The organism is Enterobacter sp. IF2SW-B1, assembly GCF_001743375.1.
Classification (GTDB): domain Bacteria; phylum Pseudomonadota; class Gammaproteobacteria; order Enterobacterales; family Enterobacteriaceae; genus Enterobacter; species Enterobacter bugandensis.
The window spans coordinates 17,645-32,670 of record NZ_MJAA01000009.1 but is presented as its reverse complement, the minus strand read 5'-3'; the positions used below and the strand labels follow the sequence as shown (position 1 = coordinate 32,670).

The 15,026-nt window shown below is 52.9% G+C and carries 15 protein-coding genes; all 15 read left to right on the top strand.

Translation table 11 applies throughout. The features are described 5' to 3' along the window. Positions 1 to 62 precede the first annotated feature (62 nt). The 15 genes from rpsB to rnhB all read left to right on the top strand — a co-directional run bounded on the left by rpsB (position 63) and on the right by rnhB (position 15,017). A complete protein-coding gene (gene rpsB / locus A6013_RS18100) occupies positions 63 to 788 on the top strand; it encodes a 30S ribosomal protein S2 (RefSeq protein WP_003856207.1) in 726 nt (241 codons plus the stop codon). 117 nt (positions 789 to 905) lie between these two features. Continuing rightward, complete coding sequence (gene tsf / locus A6013_RS18095; protein WP_028015579.1) at positions 906 to 1,757, top strand: translation elongation factor Ts; 852 nt, start codon at positions 906 to 908, stop codon at positions 1,755 to 1,757. A 150-nt stretch (positions 1,758 to 1,907) separates the two neighbouring features. After that, the gene (pyrH, locus tag A6013_RS18090) at positions 1,908 to 2,633 is read left to right on the top strand and encodes a UMP kinase (protein WP_008501910.1); all 726 of its coding nucleotides are present in this window, start codon (positions 1,908 to 1,910) and stop codon (positions 2,631 to 2,633) included. 167 nt (positions 2,634 to 2,800) lie between these two features. Further along, positions 2,801 to 3,358: a ribosome recycling factor gene (gene frr / locus A6013_RS18085; protein WP_003856180.1), complete on the top strand. Its 558-nt coding sequence runs from the start codon at positions 2,801 to 2,803 to the stop codon at positions 3,356 to 3,358. 95 nt (positions 3,359 to 3,453) lie between these two features. After that, complete coding sequence (gene ispC / locus A6013_RS18080) at positions 3,454 to 4,653, top strand: 1-deoxy-D-xylulose-5-phosphate reductoisomerase (RefSeq protein WP_047367359.1); 1,200 nt, start codon at positions 3,454 to 3,456, stop codon at positions 4,651 to 4,653. A gap of 185 nt (positions 4,654 to 4,838) precedes the next feature. Then, positions 4,839 to 5,597 carry a (2E,6E)-farnesyl-diphosphate-specific ditrans,polycis-undecaprenyl-diphosphate synthase gene (gene ispU, locus A6013_RS18075; protein ID WP_028015581.1) on the top strand — a complete coding sequence of 253 codons (759 nt, stop codon included), beginning with the start codon at positions 4,839 to 4,841 and terminating at the stop codon, positions 5,595 to 5,597. A 12-nt stretch (positions 5,598 to 5,609) separates the two neighbouring features. Further along, positions 5,610 to 6,467, top strand: coding sequence for a phosphatidate cytidylyltransferase (cdsA, locus tag A6013_RS18070; protein WP_041911193.1), 858 nt, complete (start codon positions 5,610 to 5,612; stop codon positions 6,465 to 6,467). A gap of 11 nt (positions 6,468 to 6,478) precedes the next feature. After that, on the top strand, positions 6,479 to 7,831 hold the full coding sequence (gene rseP / locus A6013_RS18065) for a sigma E protease regulator RseP (RefSeq protein WP_041911192.1): 1,353 nt from the start codon (positions 6,479 to 6,481) through the stop codon (positions 7,829 to 7,831). Between the two features lie 31 nt (positions 7,832 to 7,862). Beyond that, on the top strand, positions 7,863 to 10,280 hold the full coding sequence (gene bamA / locus A6013_RS18060; RefSeq protein ID WP_028015584.1) for an outer membrane protein assembly factor BamA: 2,418 nt from the start codon (positions 7,863 to 7,865) through the stop codon (positions 10,278 to 10,280). 122 nt (positions 10,281 to 10,402) lie between these two features. After that, complete coding sequence (gene skp / locus A6013_RS18055; protein WP_014882635.1) at positions 10,403 to 10,897, top strand: molecular chaperone Skp; 495 nt, start codon at positions 10,403 to 10,405, stop codon at positions 10,895 to 10,897. Between the two features lie 3 nt (positions 10,898 to 10,900). Further along, positions 10,901 to 11,926, top strand: coding sequence for a UDP-3-O-(3-hydroxymyristoyl)glucosamine N-acyltransferase (gene lpxD / locus A6013_RS18050; RefSeq protein WP_041911190.1), 1,026 nt, complete (start codon positions 10,901 to 10,903; stop codon positions 11,924 to 11,926). 102 nt (positions 11,927 to 12,028) lie between these two features. After that, positions 12,029 to 12,484, top strand: a complete 456-nt coding sequence (fabZ, locus tag A6013_RS18045; protein ID WP_010426706.1) for a 3-hydroxyacyl-ACP dehydratase FabZ — start codon at positions 12,029 to 12,031, stop codon at positions 12,482 to 12,484. A 3-nt stretch (positions 12,485 to 12,487) separates the two neighbouring features. Then, the gene (lpxA, locus tag A6013_RS18040) at positions 12,488 to 13,276 is read left to right on the top strand and encodes an acyl-ACP--UDP-N-acetylglucosamine O-acyltransferase (RefSeq protein WP_041911189.1); all 789 of its coding nucleotides are present in this window, start codon (positions 12,488 to 12,490) and stop codon (positions 13,274 to 13,276) included. Beyond that, a complete protein-coding gene (gene lpxB / locus A6013_RS18035) occupies positions 13,276 to 14,424 on the top strand; it encodes a lipid-A-disaccharide synthase (RefSeq protein WP_069733530.1) in 1,149 nt (382 codons plus the stop codon). Before lpxA ends, lpxB begins: the two co-directional genes overlap by 1 nt. Continuing rightward, on the top strand, positions 14,421 to 15,017 hold the full coding sequence (rnhB, locus tag A6013_RS18030) for a ribonuclease HII (RefSeq protein WP_048957419.1): 597 nt from the start codon (positions 14,421 to 14,423) through the stop codon (positions 15,015 to 15,017). Before lpxB ends, rnhB begins: the two co-directional genes overlap by 4 nt. The last annotated feature ends 9 nt before the right edge of the window (positions 15,018 to 15,026 follow it).

Sequence of the window (15,026 nt, the reverse complement as noted above, 5' to 3'; positions counted from 1 at the left end):
GGGTCGGTAATATGGGATACGTGGAGGCATAACCCCAACTTTCAATATAGAGGTTTTAAAACATGGCAACTGTTTCCATGCGCGACATGCTCAAGGCTGGTGTTCACTTTGGTCACCAGACCCGTTACTGGAACCCGAAAATGAAGCCTTTCATCTTCGGCGCGCGTAACAAAGTTCACATCATCAACCTTGAGAAAACTGTACCAATGTTCAACGAAGCCCTGGCTGAGCTGAACAAGATCTCTTCCCGTAAAGGTAAGATTCTGTTCGTTGGTACTAAGCGCGCTGCAAGCGAAGCTGTGAAAGATGCTGCTAACAGCTGCGACCAGTTCTTCGTGAACCATCGCTGGTTGGGCGGCATGCTGACCAACTGGAAAACTGTTCGTCAGTCCATCAAGCGCCTGAAAGATCTGGAAACCCAGTCTCAGGACGGTACTTTCGACAAGCTGACTAAGAAAGAAGCGCTGATGCGCACTCGTGAACTGGACAAGCTGGAAAACAGCCTGGGCGGTATCAAAGATATGGGCGGCCTGCCAGACGCGCTGTTCGTAATCGATGCAGACCACGAGCACATCGCTATCAAAGAAGCTAACAACCTGGGTATCCCGGTATTCGCTATCGTTGATACCAACTCCGATCCGGACGGTGTTGACTTCGTTATCCCGGGTAACGACGACGCAATCCGTGCTGTTAGCCTGTACCTGAGCGCTGTAGCTGCTACCGTTCGTGAAGGCCGTTCCCAGGATCTGGCTTCTCAGGCGGAAGAAAGCTTCGTAGAAGCTGAATAATAAGGTTTTACCCCTTATTAGTACCGTGTATGAATAGGGGCCCATTATCGGCCCCTTTTTTCAATTTACACTGTTTGGCCTCCGGCCGGGCAGTTCACATCTCCCGAGGATTTAAGAATGGCTGAAATTACCGCATCCCTGGTAAAAGAGCTGCGCGAGCGTACTGGCGCAGGCATGATGGATTGCAAAAAAGCGCTGACTGAAGCGAACGGCGACATCGAGCTGGCAATCGAAAACATGCGTAAATCCGGTGCGATCAAAGCAGCTAAGAAAGCAGGCAACGTTGCTGCTGACGGCGTGATCATCACTAAAATCGACGGCACCTACGGCATCATTCTGGAAGTTAACTGCCAGACTGACTTCGTTGCTAAAGATGGCGGTTTCCAGGCATTTGCGAACAAAGTTCTGGACGCAGCTGTTGCTGGCAAAATCACTGACGTTGAAGTTCTGAAAGCACAGTTCGAAGAAGAACGTGTTGCGCTGGTTGCTAAAATCGGTGAGAACATCAACATCCGTCGCGTATCTTCCCTGGAAGGCGAAGTACTGGGTTCTTACCAGCACGGTGCACGTATCGGTGTTCTGGTTGCGGCTAAAGGCGCTGACGAAGAGCTGGTTAAACAGCTGGCAATGCACATCGCTGCAAGCAAACCAGAATTCGTTAAGCCAGAAGACGTGTCTGCTGAAGTGGTAGAGAAAGAGTACCAGGTTCAGCTGGACATCGCGATGCAGTCTGGTAAGCCAAAAGAAATCGCAGAGAAAATGGTTGAAGGCCGCATGAAGAAATTCACCGGCGAAGTTTCTCTGACTGGCCAGCCTTTCGTTATGGATCCAAGCAAGTCTGTTGCTCAGCTGCTGAAAGAGCACAACGCTGACGTAACTGGCTTCATCCGCTTCGAAGTGGGCGAAGGCATCGAGAAAGTTGAGACTGACTTCGCAGCAGAAGTTGCTGCAATGTCCAAGCAGTCTTAATGATTGAAAAGGAGCCGCCTGAGGGCGGCTTCTTTTTGTCACCCGTCACAGGAAATCAGACAGGCTCCAGTATCGCCGTGCTGATTTGCGGCATATTATGTCGCCAGAATTAACTCCCATCTTAATCGTTGACAGTCTCAGGAAAGAAACATGGCTACCAATGCAAAACCCGTGTACAAACGCATTCTGCTTAAGCTGAGTGGCGAAGCGCTGCAGGGATCGGAAGGCTTCGGTATTGACGCAAGCATCCTTGATCGCATGGCACAGGAAATCAAAGAACTGGTCGAACTGGGTATCCAGGTAGGCGTGGTCATTGGCGGTGGCAACCTTTTCCGTGGTGCTGGTCTGGCGAAAGCGGGGATGAACCGCGTTGTGGGCGACCACATGGGTATGCTGGCAACCGTGATGAATGGCCTGGCAATGCGTGATGCGCTCCATCGCGCCTACGTGAATGCCCGCCTGATGTCCGCGATTCCCCTGAATGGCGTTTGCGATAATTACAGCTGGGCAGAGGCCATCAGCCTGCTGCGCAACAACCGCGTGGTGATCCTCTCCGCCGGTACGGGTAACCCGTTCTTTACCACCGATTCCGCTGCCTGCCTGCGCGGTATCGAAATTGAAGCCGACGTGGTGCTGAAAGCGACCAAAGTAGACGGCGTGTTTACTGCCGACCCGGCAAAAGATCCTTCTGCGACCATGTACGATCAGCTGAGCTACAGCGAAGTGCTGGATAAAGAGCTGAAAGTGATGGATCTTGCCGCCTTCACGCTGGCTCGCGACCACAAACTGCCGATCCGAGTCTTCAACATGAACAAGCCTGGCGCACTGCGTCGCGTGGTCATGGGCGAAAAAGAAGGCACTTTGATCACGGAATAATTTCCGTCGACGATAAATACAGGTAAGATTCCGCTTTACTTTGTAGTGGTATCTTACCTGGACGCGCCTTTGGCGTTGTCATGAATTAAACGCGACTATACTTAGCACACCTGTAGCGCTGTGCTGGCGGATAGTCTGCCTGAGACAAGTTTTCAAGGATTCGTAACGTGATTAACGACATCAGAAAAGATGCTGAAGTACGCATGGACAAATGCGTAGAAGCGTTCAAAAACCAAATCAGCAAAATCCGTACTGGCCGTGCTTCCCCAAGCCTGCTGGATGGCATCATCGTAGAATACTACGGTACGCCAACCCCTCTGCGTCAGCTCGCGAGCGTGACGGTTGAAGATACCCGTACGCTGAAAATCAACGTCTTCGATCGCTCTATGAGCCCGGCCGTTGAGAAAGCGATCATGGCTTCTGACCTGGGGCTGAATCCAAGCTCAGCGGGTGCTGACATCCGCGTTCCGCTGCCTCCGCTGACGGAAGAGCGTCGTAAAGATCTCATCAAAGTGGTTCGCGGTGAAGCTGAGCAGGGTCGTGTTTCCGTGCGTAACGTGCGTCGCGATGCGAACGATAAAGTGAAAGCACTGCTGAAAGAAAAAGAGATCAGCGAAGATGACGATCGTCGTTCTCAGGACGACATTCAGAAAATGACCGACGCTGCCATCAAGAAAATTGATGCGGCGCTGGCAGAAAAAGAAGCGGAACTGATGCAGTTCTGATTTCTGTCGTACACTGATAAACGCCGTTCAGAGGGACTTCGGGTCTTGCTGGCGGCGTTTTGCTTTTATCTGGTCTAACTTTTTTCGGGCATCTCATGAAGCATTTAACACTCCTCGGCTCAACCGGTTCCATTGGTTGCAGTACTCTCGACGTCGTCCGCCATAATCCTGAACTTTACACCGTGACAGCGCTGGTGGCCGGTAAGAATGTGCAGCGTATGGTCGAGCAGTGCCTGGAGTTTATGCCCCGCTATGCGGTGATGGATGACGAAGAGGGCGCGCGCCTGCTAAAAGCCCAACTGCGTGAGAAGGGCAGCCGAACCGAGGTGCTGAGTGGCCAGCAGGCGGCCTGCGAGATGGCGGCGCTGGATGAGGTTGACCAGGTTATGGCGGCCATTGTCGGCGCAGCCGGGCTGCTGCCGACACTTGCTGCGATCGATGCCGGTAAAGATGTTTTGCTCGCCAATAAAGAGTCGCTGGTGACCTGCGGACGTCTGTTCATGGACGCGGTAAAACAGCGCGGGGCTCGTCTTTTACCGGTCGACAGCGAGCACAACGCCATTTTTCAGAGTTTACCGCAACCTTTTCAACAGAACCTGGGGTACGCTGACCTGGAGCAGAATGGCGTTGTGTCGATTCTGCTTACCGGGTCTGGTGGCCCGTTCCGTGAAACGCCACTCTCTGAACTGCGCGCAATGACGCCGGATCAGGCGTGCCGTCATCCGAACTGGTCAATGGGGCGTAAAATCTCCGTGGATTCTGCCACCATGATGAACAAAGGTCTGGAATACATTGAAGCGCGCTGGCTGTTTAATGCGTCGGCGAAACAGATGGAAGTACTGATCCACCCGCAGTCGGTGATTCACTCGATGGTGCGCTATCAGGATGGCAGCGTGCTGGCACAGCTCGGCGAGCCGGATATGCGTACGCCTATTGCTCATTCAATGGCATGGCCGAACCGGGTGAAATCCGGCGTGAAGCCGCTTGATTTCTGTAAGCTCAGTTCTCTGACGTTCAGTGAACCAGACTACGATCGTTATCCTTGTCTGAAGCTTGCAATGAACGCCTTTGACCAGGGGCAGGCGGCGACGACGGCACTGAATGCAGCCAATGAAATTACCGTTGACGCATTTCTGAATCAGCAGATCCGTTTTACCGATATCGCGTCCTTAAATTTATCGGTACTGGAAATGATGGATTTGCGCGAGCCACAAAGCGTGGAAGAGGTGCTGGCGGTGGATACAGCTGCTCGTGATATTGCGCGTAAACAGGTGACACGTCTCGCAAGCTGGTGATAAAGCAAGCACTAGTGGTCGTGCTATTTGTTAGCGTTGGGCTTCAGTGATATAGTCTGCGCCACCTGATCGCAGGAATTTGACTTTATGTGGTCAGGTAAGCCGTGGTTTGACACGGCTTTTTTATGTACAGGCTTAAGTATTCCTGAGTACCGTTAAATCCTTTCAGGGACAAAAAACGCGTTATGTTGTCTGCGAATCAACCAATAAGCGAAAACTTGCCAGCTCATGGCTGCCGTCATGTAGCAATCATTATGGATGGCAACGGGCGCTGGGCGAAAAGACAAGGGAAAATACGAGCCTTTGGGCATAAAGCGGGAGCGAAATCTGTTCGCCGCGCCGTCTCTTTTGCCGCCAATAACGGCATTGATGCGTTAACGCTCTATGCTTTTAGCAGTGAAAACTGGAATCGACCTCCGCAGGAAGTGACTGCGTTGATGGAATTGTTCGTGTGGGCGCTAGACAGCGAAGTAAAAAGCCTGCACCGCCACAACGTTCGCCTGCGCATCATTGGCGATACCAGTCGTTTTAACTCACGTTTGCAGGAGCGGATTCGTAAAGCAGAAGCGCTGACGGAAAATAATACCGGTCTGACGCTCAACGTTGCGGCGAATTACGGTGGACGCTGGGATATTATCCAGGGCGTTCGGCATCTGGCCGAACAGGTTCAGGAAGGGCTGTTGAGACCCGACCAGATTGATGAAGAGGCGCTGAGCAAGCAAATCTGCATGAATGAACTGGCACCTGTGGATTTGGTAATTAGGACAGGGGGGGAACATCGCATAAGTAACTTTCTGATATGGCAAATTGCCTATGCTGAACTTTACTTTACGGATGTTCTCTGGCCCGATTTTGATGAACAAGACTTTGAAGGTGCGCTGCATGCCTTTGCCAATCGAGAGCGTCGTTTCGGCGGCACCGAGCCAGGTGGCGACAAAGCCTGATGGGGGTAGCTTTTGCTGAAGTATCGCCTGATTTCCGCTTTTGTTTTAATACCCATTGTCATTGCGGCGCTGTTTTTACTGCCCCCGGTGGGATTCGCCATTGTCACGCTGGTAGTGTGCATGCTTGCCGCGTGGGAGTGGGGACAGTTTAGCGGCTTTACCTCGCGCAGCCAGCGAGTATGGCTTGCGGTACTCTGTGGCTTTATCCTGGCCATAATGCTGTTTACGTTGCCTGAATATCACCATGATATTCATCAACCGCTGGTTGCCGGCTCCTTGTGGATGTCGTTGGCCTGGTGGGTTGTTGCGCTGTTGCTGGTGCTTTTTTATCCAGGTTCGGCCGCAATCTGGCGTCATTCAAAAGTGCTGCGACTGATTTTTGGTTTGCTCACCATTGTTCCGTTTTTCTGGGGCATGGTCGCGCTGCGCGCCTGGCATTATGACGAAAACCACTACAGCGGTGCGATCTGGCTGCTTTATGTGATGATTCTCGTCTGGGGGGCTGACTCCGGGGCCTATATGTTTGGTAAACTGTTTGGCAAACATAAGCTGGCACCAAAAGTTTCGCCGGGGAAAACCTGGCAAGGCTTCATCGGCGGCTTGTTTACGGCAGCGATCATTTCCTGGGGCTATGGCGTCTGGGCAGATCTGGCCGTGGCACCATCAATACTGCTGGTGTGCTCGATTTTTGCTGCACTTGCCTCAGTGCTCGGTGATTTAACCGAAAGTATGTTTAAGCGTGAAGCAGGGATTAAGGACAGCGGACATCTTATTCCAGGGCATGGCGGTATACTGGATCGCATTGACAGCCTGACAGCGGCTGTTCCAGTATTTGCTTGCCTGCTTTTACTGGTATTCGGGACGATTTAACGGAAGGTTTTATGCTGAGCATTCTCTGGAATCTGGCGGCGTTCATTGTTGCACTGGGTGTACTGATTACCGTGCATGAATTTGGCCATTTCTGGGTTGCTCGCCGTTGTGGTGTGCGGGTAGAGCGATTCTCCATTGGTTTTGGCAAATCACTCTGGACGCGCACCGACCGTCACGGCACGGAATTTGTCATCGCTCTTATCCCGCTTGGCGGCTACGTCAAAATGCTCGACGAACGTGTTGAGCCTGTCGCTCCCGAACTGCGACACAGTGCGTTTAACAACAAAACCGTTGGACAACGCGCCGCTATCATCGCTGCCGGACCGGTAGCCAACTTCATCTTTGCGATTTTCGCTTACTGGCTGGTGTTTATCATCGGCGTCCCTGGCGTGCGTCCGGTAGTGGGGGATATTGCCCCTGACTCCATCGCGGCGAGTGCGCAAATTACCTCCGGGATGGAACTTAAAGCGATTGATGGCATCGAAACCCCTGATTGGGATGCCGTGCGACTGCAGCTGGTAGCCAAAATTGGCGATCCGCAGACAACTATCAGCGTATCGCCGTTTGGGTCAGACGCGCGTCAGGACAAAGTACTGGATTTACGCCACTGGCGTTTCGAGCCAGACAAAGAGGATCCCGTCGCTGCGCTGGGCATTCGTCCCCGCGGCGCGCAGATTGAGCCGGTATTAGCCGAAGTACAGGCAAATTCGGCGGCGAGCAAAGCGGGTTTGCAAGCTGGCGACAGGATCGTTAAAGTCGATGGTCAACCATTAACAGAGTGGATGACCTTTGTTACTCTGGTGCGCGATAATCCGGGGACGTCCCTCGCGCTGGAAGTTGAAAGGCAAGGCAGTCCGCTTTCGCTGACGCTGATCCCGGATACGAAGTCGGTCGGCAAAAAGGCAGAAGGGTTTGCAGGCGTTGTGCCAAAAGTGATCCCGCTGCCAGATGAGTACAAGACAATACGCCAGTATGGGCCGTTCAGCGCCATTCTTGAAGCCACGGATAAAACATGGCAACTGATGAAGCTGACGGTCAACATGTTGGGGAAATTGATAACCGGTGATGTGAAACTGAACAACCTCAGTGGGCCAATCTCGATTGCTCAGGGGGCTGGGATGTCAGCGGAGTTCGGGGTGATTTACTATCTCATGTTCCTCGCGCTTATTAGCGTGAACCTTGGGATTATCAACCTGTTCCCGCTTCCCGTTTTAGACGGGGGTCATCTGCTGTTTTTAGCGATTGAAAAGCTAAAAGGCGGGCCGGTATCCGAGCGAGTTCAAGACTTTAGTTATCGCATTGGCTCGATTTTGCTGGTGCTGTTAATGGGGCTTGCACTTTTCAATGATTTCTCTCGGTTGTAAGAGAGTTAGTTAGGAAGAACGCATAATAACGATGGCGATGAAAAAGTTGCTCATAGCGTCGCTGCTGTTTAGCAGCGCCACCGTATACGGTGCTGACGGGTTCGTAGTGAAAGATATTCATTTCGAAGGCCTTCAGCGTGTCGCCGTTGGTGCGGCCCTCCTCAGTATGCCTGTGCGCCCCGGCGATACGGTTAATGATGAAGATATCAGTAACACCATCCGTGCTCTGTTTGCCACCGGCAACTTCGAGGACGTCCGCGTCCTGCGCGATGGTGATACGCTGCTGGTACAGGTAAAAGAACGTCCAACGATCGCCAGTATCACTTTCTCCGGCAACAAGTCGGTGAAAGATGACATGCTCAAGCAAAACCTTGAAGCATCGGGTGTTCGTGTGGGTGAATCTCTGGACCGCACAACCCTTTCAGACATTGAAAAAGGTCTGGAAGACTTCTACTACAGCGTCGGTAAATACAGCGCCAGCGTGAAAGCGGTTGTCACTCCGCTCCCGCGTAACCGTGTTGACCTGAAGCTGGTCTTCCAGGAAGGTGTTTCTGCGAAGATCCAGCAGATCAACATCGTGGGTAACCACGCGTTCAGCACCGACGAACTGATCTCGACCTTCCAGCTGCGCGATGAAGTGCCGTGGTGGAACGTGGTTGGCGATCGTAAATACCAGAAACAGAAGCTGGCGGGCGACCTTGAAACCCTGCGCAGCTACTATCTGGATCGCGGTTATGCCCGCTTCAACATCGACTCGACTCAGGTCAGTCTGACTCCGGACAAGAAAGGTATCTACATTACGGTTAACATTACTGAAGGCGATCAGTACAAGCTTTCTGGTGTTGAAGTGAGTGGTAACCTGGCGGGGCATTCTGCTGAGATCGAATCGCTGACCAAAATTCAGCCGGGCGATCTGTACAGCGGATCCAAAGTCACCAAAATGGAAGACAGCATTAAGAAGCTGCTCGGCCGCTATGGTTATGCCTATCCGCGCGTACAAACTCAGCCGGAAATCAACGATGCGGATAAAACCGTTAAGCTGCACGTTAACGTTGATGCGGGTAACCGTTTCTACGTGCGTAAGATCCGCTTCGTAGGTAACGACACCTCCAAAGACTCCGTTCTGCGTCGTGAAATGCGTCAGATGGAAGGGGCGTGGCTGGGCAGCGACCTGGTCGACCAGGGTAAAGAGCGTCTGAACCGTCTGGGCTATTTTGAAACCGTAGATACTGAAACTCAGCGTGTACCGGGCAGCCCGGATCAGGTTGATGTCGTTTATAAAGTGAAAGAGCGTAACACCGGTAGCTTTAACTTCGGCGTGGGCTACGGCACGGAAAGCGGCGTGAGTTTCCAGGTAGGCGTCCAGCAGGATAACTGGCTGGGTACGGGTTACTCTGTTGGTATTAACGGTACCAAAAACGACTACCAGACCTACTCTGAGTTCTCCGTTACCAACCCATACTTCACCGTTGACGGTGTGAGCCTGGGCGGTCGTATCTTCTATAACGACTTTAAAGCGGATGATGCAGATCTGTCTTCCTACACCAACAAAAGTTACGGTGTGGACGGAACGCTTGGCTTCCCGGTTAACGAATACAATACCCTGCGAGCGGGCTTAGGTTACGTGCATAACGACCTGTCCAACATGCAGCCGCAGGTGGCGATGTGGCGTTATCTGGATTCCATCGGCCAGTCGGCGAGTACCTCCAGCGATGACAACGGTTTTGCTGCAGATGACTTCACCTTCAACTATGGCTGGACCTACAACCGTCTTGACCGCGGTTTCTTCCCAACGGAAGGCTCTCGCGTCAACCTGAACGGTAAGGTGACCATTCCTGGTTCCGATAACGAGTTCTACAAGGTGACGCTGGATACCGCGTCCTACTTCCCGATTGATGACGATCACAAGTGGGTGGTGCTGGGTCGTACCCGTTGGGGCTATGGTGACGGTATCGGCAGTAAAGAGTTGCCGTTCTATGAGAACTTCTACGCGGGTGGTTCAAGCACCGTGCGTGGCTTCCAGTCTAACAACATTGGTCCGAAAGCGGTTTATTACGGCGGTAATGATGAAGATAACTGCGCAAGCCGTGATCCAAAACAAGTATGTAGCTCTGATGATGCGGTAGGCGGTAACGCCATGGCCGTGGCCAGCCTGGAGTTCATCACCCCAACGCCATTTATCAGTGATAAATACGCGAATTCCGTCCGTACGTCCTTCTTCTGGGATGCGGGTACGGTGTGGGATACCAACTGGGAGAATACTGCCCAGATGCGCGCGGCTGGCGTTCCAGACTATAGCGATCCGGGCAATATTCGCATGTCTGCCGGTATCGCATTACAATGGATGTCACCGCTGGGGCCGTTGGTCTTCTCCTACGCCCAGCCGTTTAAGAAATACGATGGAGACAAAGCGGAGCAATTCCAGTTTAACATTGGTAAAACCTGGTAATAATCCGCTGCAATGGAATGCGTTGGCAGTGTAGCGCTGACAACCGGCGATCGGTAAAACGGTCGCCTTGCCACGCAAAGAACGGTACCTTCTGGTGCCAATGGGATGGTAAGGAGTTAATTGTGAAAAAGTGGTTATTAGCTGCAGGTCTCGGTTTAGCGATGGCAACTTCTGCTCAGGCAGCAGACAAAATCGCAATCGTCAACATGGGTAATTTGTTCCAGCAGGTCGCTCAGAAAACAGGTGTTTCTGCGACTCTGGAAAACGAATTCAAAGGCCGTGCGAGCGAACTGCAGCGTATGGAAGGCGATCTTCAGTCCAAAATGCAGCGTCTGCAGCGTGATGGTTCTACCATGAAAGCAAGCGATCGCAGCAAACTGGAAAAAGACGTTATGGCTCAGCGCCAGACCTTCTCCCAGAAAGCGCAGGCTTTCGAGCAGGATCGTCAGCGTCGTTCTAACGAAGAGCGTGGCAAGCTGGTGACTCGCATTCAGACTGCTGTTAAAGCAGTTGCTGCCGATCAGAGCATCGATCTGGTTGTTGATGCGAACGCCGTTGCTTTCAACAGCAGCGATGTTAAAGACATCACCGCTGATGTTCTGAAACAGGTTAAATAAGTAATGCCTTCAATTCGACTGGCTGATTTAGCTCAGCAGTTGGATGCAGAATTACACGGTGATGGCGATATCGTCATCACCGCTGTTGCGTCCATGCAATCTGCTAAAGCTGGCACGATTACCTTCATGGTAAGCCCTAAGTACCGTGAACAACTGGCTCAATGCCAGGCGTCAGCTGTTGTTCTGACGCAGGACGATCTTCCTTTTGCCACTGGAAGCGCGCTGGTAGTGAAAAATCCCTACCTGACGTATGCACGCATGGCTCAAATTCTTGATACCACGCCGCAGCCGGCGCAGAACATTGCTGCCAGTGCAGCGATTGATCCGACGGCTAAGCTGGGTAACAACGTGGCCGTTGGCGCGAATGCGGTTATTGAATCTGGCGTTGAGCTGGGCGATAACGTCGTCATTGGCCCTGGATGCTTTGTTGGGAAAAATACGAAAATCGGCGCTGGCACCCGTTTATGGGCCAATGTGTCCGTTTATCATGAAGTTGAAATCGGCGAAAATTGCCTCGTCCAGTCCAGTACCGTGATTGGTTCTGATGGCTTTGGTTACGCGAACGATCGCGGTAACTGGGTTAAGATCCCGCAGCTTGGTCGCGTTATTATTGGCGATCGCGTGGAGATCGGAGCCTGTACCACGATCGATCGTGGTGCACTCGACGACACTATCATTGGCAATGGTGTTATCATCGATAACCAGTGCCAGATTGCGCATAACGTTGTGATTGGCGACAATACCGCGGTTGCGGGGGGCGTCATCATGGCGGGCAGCCTGAAAATTGGTCGTTACTGCATGATTGGCGGCGCGAGCGTGATTAATGGCCATATGGAAATATGCGACAAGGTGACGGTGACGGGCATGGGCATGGTAATGCGTCCTATCACTGAACCTGGCGTCTATTCCTCCGGTATTCCGCTGCAACCCAACAAGGTATGGCGTAAAACAGCAGCTCTGGTGATGAACATTGATGATATGAGCAAGCGACTCAAGTCTCTTGAGCGTAAGATCGATCAACAAGACTAAACGTCACCCGTTTAACGCTATCTTTCCCGGCCTGTCGGCTTTCTAATAAACCGGCAGGCCGTGTTATTATTGTTATCAGTACATTTTGACAGGAAGAGTATTTTGACTACTGACACTCATACTCTGCATATTGAAGAGATTTTAGAACTTCTGCCGCACCGCTACCCGTTTTTGCTGGTAGACCGTGTGCTGGATTTTGAAGAAGGTCGTTTTCTGCGCGCAGTGAAAAATGTTTCCGTGAACGAGCCGTTCTTCCAGGGACACTTCCCGGGTAAGCCTATCTTCCCGGGTGTGTTGATTCTGGAAGCGATGGCTCAGGCTACCGGTATTCTGGCGTTTAAAAGCGTCGGTAAGCTGGAGCCGGGTGAACTGTATTACTTCGCAGGTATTGATGAAGCACGCTTCAAGCGTCCTGTCGTGCCTGGTGATCAGATGATCATGGAAGTCACTTTTGAAAAAACGCGTCGTGGCCTGACTCGCTTCAAAGGCGTAGCGCTGGTTGACGGCAAAGTTGTTTGCGAAGCGACGATGATGTGTGCTCGTAGCCGGGAGTCCTGATACGTGATTGATAAATCCGCCTTTATTCATCCTACCGCTATTGTGGAAACCGGTGCCATTATTGGCGCAAACGTCCACATTGGCCCGTTCTGTATTGTTGGACCCCATGTCGAAATTGGTGAGGGTACAGTACTGAAATCTCACGTTGTCGTGAATGGTCACACGACCATTGGCTGCAATAACGAGATCTATCAGTTCGCTTCCATCGGCGAAGTTAACCAGGATCTGAAATATGCTGGTGAGTCGACCCGTCTGGAAATTGGCGATCGTAACCGTATTCGCGAAAGCGTCACCATTCATCGTGGAACAGTGCAGGGTGGTGGGTTGACGAAGGTGGGCAGCGACAACCTGTTCATGGTGAATGCGCACATTGCGCACGACTGTGCCGTGGGCGATCGCTGTATTCTTGCCAACAACGCAACGCTGGCAGGACACGTATCGGTTGATGACTTCGCAATTATTGGCGGCATGACCGCAGTCCATCAGTTCTGCATCATTGGTGCACACGTGATGGTCGGCGGATGCTCCGGTGTGGCGCAGGACGTCCCGCCGTATGTGATTGCGCAGGGCAACCATGCCACGCCGTTTGGCGTGAACATCGAAGGCCTCAAGCGTCGTGGCTTTAGCCGCGAAGCGATTACTGCGATCCGCAACGCGTACAAGCTGCTGTACCGTAGCGGTAAAACGCTGGAAGAGGCGAAGCCGGAAATTGCCGAGCTGGCGAATAAGCATCCTGAAGTGAACGCGTTCATGGAGTTCTTTGACCGTTCCACGAGGGGTCTGATTCGTTAATGGTCGACAGTCGTCCGCTTACGATAGCCCTGGTCGCCGGAGAAACCTCCGGCGATATTCTTGGTGCAGGTCTCATCCGGGCGCTTAAGGCGCGCGTACCCAATGCTCGCTTTGTTGGCGTGGCAGGCCCGCTGATGCAGGCCGAAGGCTGTGAAGCCTGGTATGAAATGGAAGAGCTGGCCGTGATGGGCATCGTCGAGGTGCTGGGGCGCCTGCGACGCCTGCTGCATATTCGTGCCGATCTTACCCGCCGCTTTACCGAACTCAAACCCGATGTGTTTGTCGGTATCGATGCACCTGATTTCAACATTACCCTCGAAGGTAATCTGAAAAAGCAGGGCATCAAAACCATTCACTATGTCAGTCCGTCCGTCTGGGCATGGCGACAGAAACGCGTTTTCAAAATCGGACGGTCCACCCATCTGGTGCTGGCTTTCCTGCCTTTCGAAAAAGCGTTTTACGACAGATTTAATGTTCCGTGCCGTTTTATCGGTCATACCATGGCGGATGCGATGCCGCTGGATCCGGATAAATACGCGGCGCGCGACGTGCTGGGTATCCCGCATGATGTGCACTGTCTGGCGCTGCTGCCGGGCAGCCGTGGCGCAGAGGTCGAGATGCTGAGCGCTGATTTCCTGAAGACCGCGCAGATTCTTCGCCAGACCTATCCTGATCTTGAAGTGGTTGTGCCGCTGGTGAATGCCAAACGCCGCGAGCAGTTCGAGCGTATCAAAGCCGACGTTGCCCCGGATCTTCACGTTCGTCTTCTCGACGGGAAAGGGCGGGAAGCCATGTATGCAAGCGATGCCGCACTGCTGGCTTCCGGCACGGCAGCGCTGGAGTGTATGCTGGCGAAGTGCCCGATGGTGGTCGGTTATCGCATGAAGCCGTTTACCTTCTGGCTGGCAAAACGTCTGGTGAAAACGGATTATGTCTCCCTGCCAAACCTGCTTGCCGGGCGCGAGCTGGTTAAAGAGCTGTTGCAGGATGAGTGCCAGCCGCATGCGCTTGCGGATGCCCTGCTGCCGCTGCTGGCCAACGGCAAGACCAGCCACCAGATGCACGATACTTTCCGTGAACTGCATCAGCAGATCCGCTGTAATGCTGATGAGCAGGCGGCTGATGCAGTGCTGGAGTTAGCAAAATGATGGAATTTACTTATCCCCACACGCACCTCGTTGCCGGAGTGGATGAAGTCGGGCGCGGCCCGTTAGTCGGTGCCGTGGTGACCGCGGCGGTGATCCTCGATCCATCGCGCCCGATTATGGGTCTGAACGACTCAAAAAAACTCAGTGAGAAGCGCCGTCTGGCGCTGTTTGATGAAATTAAAGAGAAGGCGCTGGCCTGGAGCGTAGGGCGCGCAGAGCCGAATGAAATCGACGATCTGAATATTCTGCACGCCACGATGCTGGCAATGCAGCGAGCCGTTGCTGGCCTGAAGGTTGTGCCTGAATATGTGCTGATCGACGGTAACCGTTGCCCGGCGCTGCCGATGCCTTCGATGGCCGTCGTTAAAGGCGACAGCCGCGTCGCAGAGATCAGTGCAGCGTCTATTATTGCCAAAGTGACGCGCGACGCCGAAATGGCCGCGCTGGACCTCACTTATCCCGCGTATGGTTTCGCCCAGCATAAGGGATATCCAACGGCTTTCCATCTGGAAAAGCTGGCTGAACATGGCGCAACTGAACATCATCGGCGCAGCTTTGGCCCGGTGAAGCGCGCGCTGGGACTGGTGTCCTGAATCAAGACG

What these genes read in the sequence shown, in the direction of transcription:
- rpsB (WP_003856207.1), top strand. Translation starts at nt 63, where the DNA reads ATGGCAACTGTTTCCATGCGCGACATGCTCAAGGCTGGTGTTCACTTT.
- tsf (WP_028015579.1), top strand. Translation starts at nt 906, where the DNA reads ATGGCTGAAATTACCGCATCCCTGGTAAAAGAGCTGCGCGAGCGTACT.
- pyrH (WP_008501910.1), top strand. Translation starts at nt 1,908, where the DNA reads ATGGCTACCAATGCAAAACCCGTGTACAAACGCATTCTGCTTAAGCTG.
- ispC (WP_047367359.1), top strand. Translation starts at nt 3,454, where the DNA reads ATGAAGCATTTAACACTCCTCGGCTCAACCGGTTCCATTGGTTGCAGT.
- ispU (WP_028015581.1), top strand. Translation starts at nt 4,839, where the DNA reads ATGTTGTCTGCGAATCAACCAATAAGCGAAAACTTGCCAGCTCATGGC.
- rseP (WP_041911192.1), top strand. Translation starts at nt 6,479, where the DNA reads ATGCTGAGCATTCTCTGGAATCTGGCGGCGTTCATTGTTGCACTGGGT.
- bamA (WP_028015584.1), top strand. Translation starts at nt 7,863, where the DNA reads ATGGCGATGAAAAAGTTGCTCATAGCGTCGCTGCTGTTTAGCAGCGCC.
- lpxD (WP_041911190.1), top strand. Translation starts at nt 10,901, where the DNA reads ATGCCTTCAATTCGACTGGCTGATTTAGCTCAGCAGTTGGATGCAGAA.
- lpxB (WP_069733530.1), top strand. Translation starts at nt 13,276, where the DNA reads ATGGTCGACAGTCGTCCGCTTACGATAGCCCTGGTCGCCGGAGAAACC.
- rnhB (WP_048957419.1), top strand. Translation starts at nt 14,421, where the DNA reads ATGATGGAATTTACTTATCCCCACACGCACCTCGTTGCCGGAGTGGAT.